This window comes from Pedobacter chitinilyticus (assembly GCF_003313385.1).
Taxonomy (GTDB): Bacteria; Bacteroidota; Bacteroidia; order Sphingobacteriales; family Sphingobacteriaceae; genus Pedobacter; species Pedobacter chitinilyticus.
The window spans coordinates 1,326,999-1,340,883 of the sequence record NZ_QMHN01000001.1; the positions used below are offsets into that span (position 1 = coordinate 1,326,999).

The following is a 13,885-nucleotide window of genomic DNA, read 5'->3' on the forward strand; positions in this document are numbered from 1 at the left end:
TTTTTAAAAATATCTTACATAAAAATAGAGTACCGCAATGGTAACAATAGCCCACCAAAGAGTTGGATTTTTAAATCCTTTATAGCGTTCGAAAGGAACAAGCGCACCTTTGCCATTATAATTTAATACCAAGCCTTCCAACTGCAAAGCCGATTTAGGTTTGTACAACAAGCTTACACCTGCACAAACCAACATACAGCTCCAAAATACAATACCCGTACGGTTAAAGAAAGGCATATCAGGCAACAGAAACTCCATGATTAGCGACAAGGGAATGGTCAACAAACCTGCCGCTAAAGCACCTTGCGAAGTGGTACGTTTCCAAAACACGCCCATTAAAAACATGGTGGCAATGCCTGGGGTAAATAAGCCGTACAAATTCATTAGATACAGAAAAATTGGTTTGTTAGAATAGCTCAGCAACAATACGGCGCTACCTATGCCCAACACAATAATGGCTACGCCCGACATTTTACCAAACCTGATGGCTTGCTCGTCGGTTGCATTTTTATTGATGAATTGGTTGTATACATCAACGGTTAAGATGGTGGTGCAGGAGTTAATGGCTCCCGAAATGTGCGACATGATGGCCGAAATAAGTCCCGCCATCACTAAACCAATTAATCCTTTGGGTAATAGTGTTTCTACCAAAGTAGAGAAAAGTAAATCTGGTTGTGCCAAAGAAGGTAAAAAGGCAGGGGCTACCAAGGCAGGAATGGTAATGATCAATGGCACAAAAAACTTTAAATAGTCACCAAAAATAACACCCATACGGCCATGCCATTCGTTTTTAGCCGCCAGTACCCGTTGCACAATAAATTGATTGGTGGCACAATAAAACACACTGATACACAGCAAACCGCCTAGATACATGGTCCATGGGAAGTCGGGATCATCTGCTGGATAAAACATTTTCCAGTTTTTAGATGATTCTATAATGGCATCAAAACCACCTGCTTTATTGATGGTGGCAAAAGTAAGTACTAAACCTCCCAAAACCAGTACGCCCAACTGCACCATTTCCGTCCAAATTACCGCTTTAAGCCCGCCTAACACAGTATACAAACCTGTGAGCACGGCCATTCCAATAATGCTGTAAAAAATGGGGATATCAAAAAGGGCATGAAGTGTTAAACCACCTAAATAGAGGACGGCACCAATCTCTACAAAAATGTAGGTAAATAAAATAAGGATGGCATACAACACTCTGGTAGCTCCTCCAAAGCGCTTTTCCAAATATTCGGGAACGGTATAAAAGCCATTCCTGATATAAAAAGGCAGGAATATCCATAGCAGGGCATTAAAACCGATCAAAATAGCTCCCCATTCGAGGGTAATGGCCACAAAGCCTTTGCTATAAGCCGCACCCATAGCACCTACCAAATGATGACTGCTGATATTGGCGGCAATGATGCTTCCGCCAATCATCCACCAAGGCAATTTATCACCTGCTAAGAAATAATCTCTTTTTGATTTGGAGCTTTGTTTAGAGGCATACAAGCCTAAAGCAACAATGCCAATGATATAAATGGCGAAAATGGCAATATCAATTAACTCTAATTTCATCGGCTATGAGCTTTTCAAGGTTAGCAATGGTGGTGTTGATGAGTATTTCTAAGCTTCCTTTTTCGAAAGGAGTTTGCCACACGGCATACATATCGTTCTGATATAAATCTTGAGGCGGCAAGTAACCTAAATAGCCATTGGCGATATTGACCACAGCAATGAATCGCTCTGGAAAATGTGCCCTGATCTGTTCTTGGAAAACAGCATACACTTCATTAGGCTGGGCTATCAAAAAAGCATCTCCAAATTGCCAAATCCAAACTGGAATTTGCGCATGAGTTTGGTTGCCGATGGATTTTCGGGTATTCAACTTGCGCCACAAGCGGTCTTTCATGACCCTGTCTTCGCAAGCTTCAAATTCGGCCGTGATTTCAGCAACCGATGGCAGCTTTTTGTAAGGCACGGTTACTTTTATTTTCAACTGCTTAAAAACGCTGCTAGGTTTAATCTTTTTTTCTGCAAATAGCGCTAATGGTGCTCCCGACTGCAAAGCTTGATCGAAAGTCCATTGTTCATCTATAGCAGAACTGTTTTCGAGGGTAGATAAGATGGCGTAACCTAATTTCCTACCATTCGCTTCTACAATGGCTGGATCTTTCACGTATTGTTTTTTGGGAGCCAAATCACCTGAGGCACCTTGCAAAAAGAGACAAGGTACCTGCAAAGCATCGTGTATCAATTGACGCATGGCACCAACATAATCGGGAGAAAGCAAGGAGTTTTCATGCGCAAAAGTAGTAGGATGACAAGCGTAGTTGCAAATCAAGGCTTTCAATTTGCCTTCTACATTTCGCAATTGCCCTACCAATAGGGTTTGGTCTGCTTTTTGGCTAGGATCATAACCAATCAGAAACTGTCCTTCATGGTTTAAATCACGTTTAGTAGCCAAATCGCAGCAGCCATAAGCCCAAGTGAGCATTCCCTCCATTCTGTTCGCTTCTGCCTGTTGGATAATGGAAATTGCCGTATCTTTTAAAAAATCGAGGTAAGGCGCAATGTACTCCCCTCCTATTTGGTTTTTATCATTGGTGCAAATACTGGGACCAGCATGGGTATGCGATAAACAGAGCAACAATTGTTCTTCTTGCAGTCCACAGGTTTCCAAAATGGCTGCTCTTAAATTTCGTTCGTCGTTATTGTCTTTCCACCAGCCCAAATCGGCCGTGAGCACTACTCCTTTTTGTCCATTTTTGCTGTAAGTTATCAAACATGAAAGGTATAGCGGTTGATGCAAGCCTGTAGCCGTATCACTTTTTGCAGCACCCCAGTTCCTAGCATAAATTTCCAATGGTGGCGTAATATCTGCTTGTGCCAAACCAAAGCTCAACTCAAAGGCTCCATGGGCATCAGTGGGTAGGTTCGTGTTTTCCATTGTCCTTAAGGTCTAAGTAGTGAAAGTCCACCATCCATTAAAAAGGTTGCGCCCGTAACATGTTGGCACTGGTTAGAGGTAAGCCACAACACTTGCGCCGCCACTTCGTCGGCCTCCATAATTTTACCCAAAGGCACCTTTTCGGTAGCAAGCTGTTTTTGTTCTGGCAATTGCGCCCAAACCGTTTTGCTTAAACCAGCATTTACATAACCTGGTGCCAATTCGTTCACCCTAATCCCGTTGGAGGCATACTCCAAAGCCATCGTTTGTGTCAACATACGTATTGCCGCTTTTGACACGCTATAGGCAGGTAAACTTTGATGCACCGCATGTGCTGCCCAACTGCCCAAAAACACCACACTACCTTTGGTAGCCGAAGCGACCATTTGTGATACTGCAAAATTGGCAAAATAATAGGCACCATCTAGGTTCACATTCATCTCGTTTCGCCATTCTTGCGGGGTTAAATGTTTAAAGTCTTTAATGGTAACTCTTGCCGCATTGGAAATACAGTGATTGATTTTACCATATTTTGCTACCACCGCCTGCACCCAAGCAGCCACTTGTTGGTCATCAGCCACATCCAAATGCTTATATTCAAAATGGTCTTGATAAGGCGTTAATGCGAGTAGCTTTTCTGCGACTTCGCTCTCGGGCAATACATCGCTCATGACCACAGTGGCTCCTTTTGCTAAATAAGCAGTAGCGATGGCAATACCGATATCTCCTAATGCGCCACTAACGACAATGACTTGATCCTTAAATTCGTGCATATTTCGTTGATTTACCAATCGCCTACACTGCCATCCTTATAAAAGGTTCTTTGCAGTACTTCTTGTTGGAAAGGATGTTTTTTAACTTCTTCTTCATTGATTTCGATCCCCAATCCTGGACGAGCGTTTGGCAACACAATTCTACCTTCTTTTTGTACGGTAAAACCTTCGGACACCACATCTTCTCGCCATTCCACATCTTTATGTACACTTTCGCAAATGATATACGAAGGGGTAGCAAAACCCAATTCAATGGAAGCGGCAGTACTTACAGGTCCTTGTGGATTATGAGGTGCCATCGATACACGGTAAGCTTCGGCCAAAGCCGCAATTTTACGAGCTTCAGATAAACCACCGCAATGCGTAATATCTGGCTGGATGACACTTACTGCACGTTTTTCCAGCAATTCTCTAAAGGCATGCACGCCCACTAAACGTTCGCCAGAGGCAATAGGGGTTTGTACAGCTCTTTGGATCAAGGCAATATCATCCATGGTTTCAGGCCAGCAAGGTTCTTCAAAAAAATACAATCCGTAAGGTTCCAAAGCTTTGGCAAACAACATTCCCATTCGAGGACTAGGACGGGCATGGCAATCCACCATGATGTCAATATCATCGCCTACGGCTTCACGCATGGCTTTTACGCAAGCTTCGGCGTATTTCACTGGGCGCAAACCTTCTAGCGGCATGGTTTCGGGCACTGCCATTGATTTAAAAGCTGTAAAACCTTCATCTACTGCTTTTAATGCCAGTTCCGCAAAGCGATTGGCATCACCAGGAGCGGTTTCGTAAAAATCTTCCATTTTACCACCACCTAAGTGACAGTATAAACGGATATAATCACGAACTCTTCCTCCCCAAAGCTCATGACAAGGCACACCGTGCACCTTACCTAAAATATCCCAAAGGGCAATATCAATTCCACTAATGGCGGTACCACGCACAATGCCGTTGCCGTGCCAAAAGTGCTGACGGTACATCATTTGCCATAAATGCTCAATTCTTCTTGGGTCTTCGCCAACCAATAATTGCGAAATATCTTTGATGGCACCTACTACACTCTGTGTATGCCATTCTAAAGTAGCTTCGCCCCAACCCCATAAACCAGGCTGATCGGTCACTACTTTGACAAAAATCCAATTCCTCATGCGTGCATTACACACGTAAGTTTCAATGGCGGTAATCTTCATAAAATTATATCAATTTTAACACCTTCTCGGTAATATCCAAAGTTTGTTCGATGTCTTTCAAGGTATGTGCAAAGGAGATGCTGCCTTGTTTTATTGGCGCAGGGAAATTAAAAACGCCATGCTGTATCAATTTTTTACGATAAGTCGTATCAAATTCAAAGTCGTGGTTCAACAACACATCATGATAGTTTAGCGGCTCGTGTTCCATAAAATAAACACAAAAGGCCGACCCTTGTCTGGCTATGTAAACTGGCTTGTCTAATTTAGAAAATATTTCACGATAACCCTTTTCTAAAGTGGTTCCCAAATGCTCTAAATGCTCATATACCTTATAATGAGGAGATTTTAATTTCTCCAAAGTAGCGATGGCAGCGGCGGTAGTTAAAGGAAAAGCATTATAAGTACCCGCAATTAATACCCTGTGCTCTTTTTCTGGATGCACAAAGTAGTCCATGTATTTCTTTTTACCTGCAATTACACCCAAAGGATAGCCGTTAGCAACCGCTTTTCCAAAGGTCGAAAGGTCTGGTTTAACCCCACAAATAGATTGGTAACCGCCTAAAGCATGCCTAAAACCTGTTTTTACTTCGTCAAAAATCAACAAGCTACCGTTTTCATCTGCTAGTTTCCTCAAACCTTCTAAATAGCCAGCTACTGGTTTTACCACACCAATGTTTTGCAACAAAGGCTCCAATAATATACAAGCTACCTCATATTTTTGCATCACATAGGCCACGCTATCCAAATCATTGTAGTTCACCACATGTACCAACTTACTGTGGTCTTGAGGCACACCCGCACTTAGAGAATCAAATTTGTATTCGCCTTTATTGGTGTATTCGCCTGCATCTTGCAAAGCACTGATCACATTACAGGCCACATCATTATGCCAGCCGTTATAACCGCCCTGCATGACAATAATATGGTTGCGCTTGGTTACTGCTCTGGCTATTCTGATGGCATGATAAGTCGCTTCTGAACCTGTAGTCGTGATCTGAATGCTTTCGGCATTCGGTACGCTTTCGCAAAAAAGCTTGGCAAAATCTCCTTCTAACAAGGTTGGACCCGCCCCCATCAGTACCTGTTGCTCTGATAGCGTTTTAGACACTGCCGCATTGATGTCCGCATCATTATGTCCCAAAAAGGAAGCCGCGAAACCTGCCTGATAGTCGATGTATTCATTTCCGTCTGCATCAAACACTCGGCTACCTTGGCCTTTCACAAAGCAAATATTAGGTGCCGTTTTCCTGTTTAACGATACTACCCCTCCAGGTATCCAACGTTCGTTACGCTGCAAAATCTCCGCAGACTTTAAATTTTCTTGCATAAAATGATATTCCTTATTATTATAATACAAACACTTGTTCCATGTTTAACAAAGGGAGAAATATGTATTCTATAATTACCTTTATTATGTATACTAAATTATAATTTTTATGTATACATTTAAAATATATTTTAAATTTTTATGAAAATACTTTTGACGCAACTGGATTTTCCAGAAGGCCCATGTTTTGATAGAAACGGGATATTGTGGTTGGTAGAAAAAGACGCAGGCAATTTAGTCTCAACAGATGGCAAGGTTCACCAACGACATAATGTTGGCGGCGCTCCTAATGGAATAGCTGTAGACAAAAACAATACACTCTGGTTTTGCGACTCGTTTCAAAACAGCATTAGAGCTTTTAACCCTAACAATGGTACCACCGAAACTGTTATTGAACAAATTGAAGGTCAAAAACTTAAAATGCCGAATGATTTGACCTTTGACAGCAAAGGCAACTTGTTTTTCACCTGCCCAGGAAGCGAACTCAACGATGGAACAGGTTACGTTTGCCACTACGACTTAGTAATGGGCGTAAAGAAAATAACCGCAGGAATGTTTTACCCCAACGGACTAGCTTTCAATAAAGAAGAAACAAAATTATACATAGCTGAAACAGGTACGCAAAAGATATGGACTTTTGACTGGAACGCTGAAACAAGAACTTTAAGCCAACAAAGGTTATTCGCGGAAACGGGCGGTAGCATTGGCCCTGACGGGATTGCTTTTGATGAAGAAGAAAACTTATATGTAGCAGTTTACGGAAGTGGACAAGTAAAGGTTTGGAATAAAAATGGCCAAGAAATTGATGGTTTTGAAACCGAAGGCAATAATCCAACCAACTGTGCCATAGATCCTAAAGGAGCGCAGGGATTAATGATTACCGAGGCCGAAAAAGGACTACTGATCAACTATCCGTTAAATAAAAAAGGGACTTTGTAAGTCCCTTTTTTATTTAATTTCATACCAACTCTAATGCTTCTTGCTCCCCTCTATCTAATTGCCTTAACAGCGAAGAATGGGCCAATTGCCAGTTATCTGTAGCTAAACCTTCTACAATAGCGCGATGTTCTTTATCAGTATCCTGATAGTCTTCCATTTGATCCATCACCACCCCTAGCCTCATGTGAAACAAGGGGATATTGCTATTTTTATACATGGCAATTAAACGGGCATTACCTGTACCTTCAATCATTTTTTCGTGGAATTTCACATCCGCTTCACAAGCACCACCATAATAACCTTTAGCTACCATTGCTTCAAAATCATCACAGATAAGTGCCAATTCTTTCGCAATTGCTTTATTTTTCTTGGCAAATAAGATTTTAAGGGCACCTATTTCCAAGATTTCCCTCAACTCCCTGATCTCTTTCACATCGTCAATGGTCATGCCTTTTACAAAGCAACCACCTTTTTCGCCGAACTCTACTAAACTCTCTCCAGCCAGCCTCATAAAGGCCTCTCTCACAGCTACTCGACTGACGGACATTTTTTCTGCCCAAAAATTTTCTACTAATCGAGAGCCGCCTGCTAATTGACTAGAAAGAATCTTTTTTCTTACCTCTAAATACACCTTATAGGCTAACGAATCTTCTTTCATTTTGCATACATTTTTCCCCAAAAATAAGAATACAATTTTATTTTCAAAAACTTGTCCTAGTCTGTTCGCTTTGGAGATAGTTGATATCTTCCAGCTTCAGCATTCCACGACACTGCATTCTGATCTTTAAGTACATTTTTAACAATGGTTTTTCCTTTATTTAAATCCTTAATACTCCAAAATCCCGTATTTAATCCTACACAAATTACCTCATAAGCTTTGTCTTTAGGCACTTCTACTTCTATATCTTCACTTAAATACGCATTTGGTTTAGCCAATACAATGATTTTATCGGCTATCTTTAACGTAAAATAGTTAGATTTTTCCACAAATTCTACTGCTAATTGTTTTGCGCCTTTTTCAGTCATCTGAAACACGGTTGCAAATTCAGCTAGCTTTTCGTCATTTTTAGGGCTCACCATAATCCTGCTGCCTTTTGCTTCCGGCCAAACTGATTTCACAGTATAATAATCCTCAAAAACTTTAGTGCTCGAATCGCCAGACAATACATTCACTACCCTATCCGTTTGTTTTGGCTTCAACATCTCTACGTAAGTGATCGCTTGTTTACCGTCCAGTTCGCTGTTCAGCACAAATTTACCTTCTTCAAAAGTCGGTTTGTTTAAGGTGTTGATTTGCCAATACTTTTTCATGGCCGCATTTTGCGAAACAATGTGATCTAAAAGCACCACCACTGCTGGCACATCTGCACGCTTTAAATTCAGAAACAGCATTGACTTGGTATAAGCCGAAACTTTTTCGGAATAGGCCGCCGTAATGTCTATATTAAAATAGCTAAATGATGGATTAATTGGATCTGAGCCTATGGCCGATGACCTGACAAAACCTGTTTGGAACCAAGCATCATTCAATACTTCTTTAACGTTTCTCGGGAAACGCTGACTAAAACGGGTACCGCCGTCGTTGGTTTTTGTTCTAAACAGCAAAGGTTCTTTAGGGTCGCGAACCAATATCATACTGTGCGAAACCGACCTTTTGTTGAAATTGAAATCGTAAGGAGAACCGTAAGAAAGATACAAGCCCAAATCCCCCACCTGAATTCCACGATGATAAATCTGCAATGCACCCGCATCGGCATGTTGATGGTTTCCAAAATGAAAACCACCTCCTTTTAATTCTACCACCACGTTTCCACTGGCTTTTCCTTCTTCCCATCCCGTTCTTGCCACCATACTATTTAGTACTGAACCAAAATCTTTAGTCAATGGCAATTGGCTCAAATTAAAATCAGGTTTTAGCTTAGGGTCATCCAATAATAAAAACAACACTGGATTATCTTTAAGTCCGCCTTGCTTCACAAATTCACCTTTGATTAGTCCATTGCCCGAATAAGCATAGCACAGCAGCATGGTTTGTGGATTTTTCCAGTAAAAGTTTTCGCTTTTGCCGTACTTCACATTAAACATATCGCCGTCACGCATCATTTTACCATCTGGCGTACGCATGTACAACCAGTAGTAAGGTAAATTCTTAATATTATCATCAAATACGGGATAACCCAACATTCGGTAATACAACCATGCGGCATGCATTTCCCAACCAAATCGATAACCACCATAATCAATACCTTGGTTGTGCCTTGGCGATTGGTATTCGAACTTGCGCATGGGCACCAATTGATCTAGCACCCAATAGGAAGTGTATTTATACGGAAGTGGGTCTTCATCATAAATGGCAATGCTCATCGAAAGCATATCTCTACAAATCTGTGCTTCGTTACCATGTCCATTCACAATACTTTCAATACCGTAAAAAGGTGGCCAGCCCATTTCCATATCGGTAGCCAAACGCATTAAATCGCCTCGCAGTTGCTTTCGGTTATCCATATTCATGATACCATAACACCAATCGTACACCAAAGAGGCGGTATAAATGGAACGACCTACTTCCCTGGTGATATCCCCATAAGTAATATTTCCAAACTCTAGTACCGAAAGATAATCCAAAGTCAACTTAACTGCCTCTTTTCCCACTTGTTGATCTTCGGTCATCAAATAATAAAAAGCTTTGGCCTCTATGGCACTTTCTAGCTTTTCGTCGTAGAAAATTTCCTTATTTTTATTAAAGGCGAATTTAAAAGGCAATTTAGCTTTGGCAGTTACTGCCGTCCAAGCTTCAGTATGAGCGGTGTCTTTAAGTCGCTGCCTAATAATGGGCAATGTTTCTCGGTTTACCCATAACCTAGGATGCCCTTTCGGCGGAATAACACTTGGCACATAGGCTTCGGCATCGGCAGGAGGTTTTGGCGCCACAAAAGGCTTAATGAACAATCTTTTCAGCACCAAATTATCGGGCAACCAAATTTTAAAGCTTTGCTTAGCAGTTTTGATTTCGAACTTGCCTAGCTCTTGTGCTCCGCCACGATAATTATCATAAACGATTCGATAGGTTGGCCTTTGCTCCGCATTTTGTAATTTGGCCTTTAGCGTTAGCCTCCCCGTTTGATCCTCTTTTTTGAGTTTCTCCAGATCAATAGGTTCGGTTTCGGCTTCGATCACATACCATCCCGGTTGGGCTACCTGCACTGTCCATTCTACATCTGGAATTGCTACCGCCTCCAAATCTCTTTTAGCACTGTTCTTTACATAAAAGGCTTTTTCTCCCTTATAACTAACCTGAACATTTTTTGGGTTCACCTTTACTTTTTTGATGTCAAGCGGTGTTTTTTTAACCTCCTGTACCTGCTGACTATAAAGTAAATGACTTGAAAATAGCCCCACAAACAAGACTGCATAAAACTTCCACTGACAGGCAACCTTCACCGAAATCGCATTTTGCATACTATCTAATTGCTAATCTTTTAACGCTAATTCTCATTTCTTTGGTGGTATTATTTACGGTATTGATGTAAATATAAGCATTGTATTTACCATCAGCGGTTTGCACCCAAACACCGCCTTCAGCTTTTACGTTGATGGCAAAATCTGGCGCATCAGCAAAGTCTTTTGATCTTAAATCCACATCATCTACAAATACCCCGTATTGGATTCTTGCCAATTGCTGATCGCGAACGGTAAAGGCTTTTACGATTTTCGATTTGTTTTTTAAACCCGTTGGCATGGTAAAGGTTGGCCAATAAATAGGATCTGCGGTAGGCGCTACCAACGAATGTAAATAGGTGACATTGGTAAGTGCTCTGTACAAATAGATCAAATCTATTTTATCAGGATTGGCGGCTGCAAATGTAGCATTGTAAACCTTCATATCGGCAATAGAAATAAAACAATCAGTCCCATCTTTAGCGATAAGATCCAATTGCATATCCATGCTTCTTATTTCGTAAGGACCTGCCTGGTAAGAAATGGTTTCCCCATTGCTGGCCTTTGCCGTAAAAGTGAAGCTAATGGATTTACCTCTCGCCTCTTCTGGAATTTTATAGTAATAACGAAGTGTTGCCGCAGAGAAATTACCCGTATAAACCACCTGAGTGGTCTTTCCAGTAGTAGTGGAAGGATCACCTACCGCAGTGCCTACATCCACCCCAGTATTGTTGGTATTGTAAAACTTGTTGTCCATATAGGTTCCAGTAGCTCCAGCAATACTGGCCTCCACTGTCATAGAGCTCAACTTACCTTTTTCAGGAACAATTCCAGCAGCATAGGCAAATTCAATGGTTCCGCCCACAATATTTGGCCCCAAAGATCTTTTAATCAAATCGTTTTGCAGTTGATCAGATGCCGTTGGGATTTGAAATTCTTCCTCCTTACATGCGCCCAAAAACAAGGTGAACAACATGAAGGACATCAATATTTTAAAACTTAATTTTTTCATCTGTTTAGCTTATTGTTTAACAGTTAAATAAACTTTATAGGTTTTTCTCACTTTGCGATTTCCCGAAACCACCGTCCACTCTTTAGGTTTTGATAAATCAGAAAAATCAACCTTGCCTACAATTTTAGGGTCCAAAATGGCATCAACCACTAAACTAAATTGAGGGTAAAGATTTTTAAGGTCGGTACCGTACAGAACCTCTACATTAATGGTTTGCGCCGTCGTATCAATGGTCGCAGCCTTGGTTCTTACCGTTTGGAAATCGGCACCCAGCAACTCGAAATTGCTGACATAGCAATCGGCCCTATTGGTAATGAGCAAGCCATCTTTATCTATCGGGTAGTCCTTTTTACATGAAACAATCACGAATAAGGCTAATATGAATTGAAGTATGAATATTTTTTTCATCGTTTTAGTGTTTAGTAATTACCTCCAAGGGGTATTTTGAGTAAGCTTTCTGTTTCGCTCCCTCTCGCTTTCAGGAATTTGATAGATATAGCATCTTTGATATGTCAATTCATCAGCGTTGAAGAAGAAACGCTCCCAGTTGTTGCCCCAAGTATCTTGAAACCACTTACCGGCACCATAAGCAGGCCCGAAAACACGCTCCAGAGCTCTCCACCTTCTCAAATCAAACGTTCTTTGCCCCTCACCGAAAAGTTCTACGATTCTCTCTTGCTCAATAGCATCGAAAAAAGCTTGTCTTGAAGCCGTTTTTGAAGCAGCCAAAGCAGGCAGCTTACCCCTAGCCCTCACTCTGTTCACCAATGCAATGGCGTCTGCTTGCGGCCCGTTTACTTCATTGGTAGCTTCCGCGTACATCAAGAAAACATCCGCCAAACGCATCAACGGCCAGTTATAATCGCCAGAGCTTCTATTTTGACCACCGTAGTTACGTACAAATTTCCTCGATTGTAACCCTGAAAGGTTAGTTCCGTTATCGTTGAAGGTGACATAGCTGGTACCGCCAATATTAACAGTGGCTCCCCAAGTTTTGTAGATGAACGGCACATAGTTGGTCACTTCGGTAGTTCCTATTCCCATGATCTTTTCGTAGTCCCACAATAAAGTAGCCTTCATTCGGTAATCTCTATCTTTATACGTGTCTGGATTTACTGAAGAGTTTGGCGTAGTACGAGCGACATTACCGGTAGCAGGAACGGTAGGATTCATTTGTGTCATTTTAGGCAAGAAATCTCCTGTAATGGTCGATTGGTACCTATCCGCCAATTCGTAACGCGGTATGGCTTGATTTTGCGAAAGGCCAACCGATACGCCAGTCCAAACCCTCATGTACTCTTCACTTTGGTTGGTTGCGTTACCACCGTGGGTGATCACCATCAACATCTCCCCGTCGGCATTCGGATTGCCCGTTGACGGAATAAACATGTAATAGTAGTTAGGCAATACATCGGCTTTGCCCATCTCACCCCACTCACCTGGCGCACCACCTCTGAACAAGTTCAAACCAAAACCAGTAATTACACTATTGAAATCGGCAGCTGCACCTTCAAATGCTGTTCTGGCTTCGGTAGCAGATTGCTGGAAGCCTTGCAACTCTGGCCAGCCATTCTTTTTCCACGAACCCCAAAACAATTGCAATTTACCTCTGAATGCTAAAGCGGCAGGTTTACCCGCTCTACCAATAGCAGCTCCTTTGTTTGGTAATTTTTCTGCCGCATAAGTAAAGTCAGCATAAATAGAATCCTTCACTTTCGTAATCGGCATTCTGGAAATGGTATCTACTTCAATAGGATCTTTCGGTGTTTTGTAGATGTATGGCACATCGCCCCATAAAGAAATTAGACGGAAATAAGCGATACCTCTCAATAATTTAGCTTCGCCAATAATCGCCTCTAAGTTTTGCTTTGAGGCAGTTGTTTTAGCATTGGGAAGCAATCTGGCAGTAACGTTTTCAATCACGTAGTTAGAGTTCACAATAGATCCATACAATGCTCTGTACAAAGCACCAGCGCCGTTGCCGTAAGCACTTGGGTTGTTTACCGTGATGCTAATAGGTGCTGCACCCACGTTATACATTTTAAGGAAATCTCCATGCCCATCAAAGTGATAATCTCGATCAAAACATGGCCTAAACACATTGTAATTCCCCATCAGGGCGGTTAGCGCATCGGCTTCTGTAAGCCAAAAGGTATTGGTATTGGGCGACACCGTAGCATCTTGATCCAATAGATCTTTCCTACAACTCCCCAAAATGGCGATTGATAAAACGGAAAGAAGGATATATAATATTTTCTTATTCATGAC

At 41.7% G+C, this 13,885-nt stretch carries 11 protein-coding genes; 1 reads left to right on the top strand and 10 read right to left on the bottom strand.

Annotation, left to right across the window (positions count from 1 at the left end):
* Positions 1 to 3: 3 nt before the first annotated feature.
* From DUT70_RS05525 to DUT70_RS05545, 5 genes are read right to left on the bottom strand one after another with little or no spacing between them, the layout of a single operon-like run.
* Positions 4 to 1,566: an SLC5 family protein gene (locus DUT70_RS05525; RefSeq protein WP_113646255.1), complete on the bottom strand. Its 1,563-nt coding sequence runs from the start codon at positions 1,564 to 1,566 to the stop codon at positions 4 to 6.
* Positions 1,547 to 2,938, bottom strand: a complete 1,392-nt coding sequence (locus DUT70_RS05530) for a hypothetical protein (RefSeq protein ID WP_113646256.1) — start codon at positions 2,936 to 2,938, stop codon at positions 1,547 to 1,549. Before DUT70_RS05530 ends, DUT70_RS05525 begins: the two co-directional genes overlap by 20 nt.
* A 5-nt stretch (positions 2,939 to 2,943) precedes the next feature.
* Positions 2,944 to 3,711 carry an SDR family NAD(P)-dependent oxidoreductase gene (locus DUT70_RS05535; protein WP_128353302.1) on the bottom strand — a complete coding sequence of 256 codons (768 nt, stop codon included), beginning with the start codon at positions 3,709 to 3,711 and terminating at the stop codon, positions 2,944 to 2,946.
* A gap of 11 nt (positions 3,712 to 3,722) precedes the next feature.
* Positions 3,723 to 4,901, bottom strand: coding sequence for a galactonate dehydratase (gene dgoD / locus DUT70_RS05540; RefSeq protein WP_113646258.1), 1,179 nt, complete (start codon positions 4,899 to 4,901; stop codon positions 3,723 to 3,725).
* A gap of 4 nt (positions 4,902 to 4,905) precedes the next feature.
* Complete coding sequence (locus DUT70_RS05545; RefSeq protein WP_113646259.1) at positions 4,906 to 6,228, bottom strand: aspartate aminotransferase family protein; 1,323 nt, start codon at positions 6,226 to 6,228, stop codon at positions 4,906 to 4,908.
* 141 nt (positions 6,229 to 6,369) lie between these two features.
* On the opposite strand from DUT70_RS05545, the gene DUT70_RS05550 reads away from it, so the two are divergent.
* Complete coding sequence (locus tag DUT70_RS05550) at positions 6,370 to 7,167, top strand: SMP-30/gluconolactonase/LRE family protein (RefSeq protein WP_113646260.1); 798 nt, start codon at positions 6,370 to 6,372, stop codon at positions 7,165 to 7,167.
* Between the two features lie 19 nt (positions 7,168 to 7,186).
* Here the strand turns inward: DUT70_RS05550 and DUT70_RS05555 are convergent, their stop codons facing one another.
* From DUT70_RS05555 to DUT70_RS05575, 5 genes are read right to left on the bottom strand one after another with little or no spacing between them, the layout of a single operon-like run.
* The gene (locus tag DUT70_RS05555) at positions 7,187 to 7,825 is read right to left on the bottom strand and encodes a GntR family transcriptional regulator (RefSeq protein WP_113646261.1); all 639 of its coding nucleotides are present in this window, start codon (positions 7,823 to 7,825) and stop codon (positions 7,187 to 7,189) included.
* A 56-nt stretch (positions 7,826 to 7,881) separates the two neighbouring features.
* Positions 7,882 to 10,626: a hypothetical protein gene (locus tag DUT70_RS05560; RefSeq protein WP_113646262.1), complete on the bottom strand. Its 2,745-nt coding sequence runs from the start codon at positions 10,624 to 10,626 to the stop codon at positions 7,882 to 7,884.
* A 1-nt stretch (position 10,627) separates the two neighbouring features.
* Entirely contained in the window at positions 10,628 to 11,617 is a 990-nt protein-coding gene (locus DUT70_RS05565) for a DUF4466 family protein (RefSeq protein ID WP_113646263.1), read from the bottom strand.
* Positions 11,618 to 11,626: 9 nt separating this feature from the next.
* Entirely contained in the window at positions 11,627 to 12,025 is a 399-nt protein-coding gene (locus tag DUT70_RS05570; protein WP_113646264.1) for a hypothetical protein, read from the bottom strand.
* 18 nt (positions 12,026 to 12,043) lie between these two features.
* Entirely contained in the window at positions 12,044 to 13,882 is a 1,839-nt protein-coding gene (locus DUT70_RS05575; RefSeq protein ID WP_113646590.1) for a RagB/SusD family nutrient uptake outer membrane protein, read from the bottom strand.
* Positions 13,883 to 13,885: the final 3 nt, after the last annotated feature.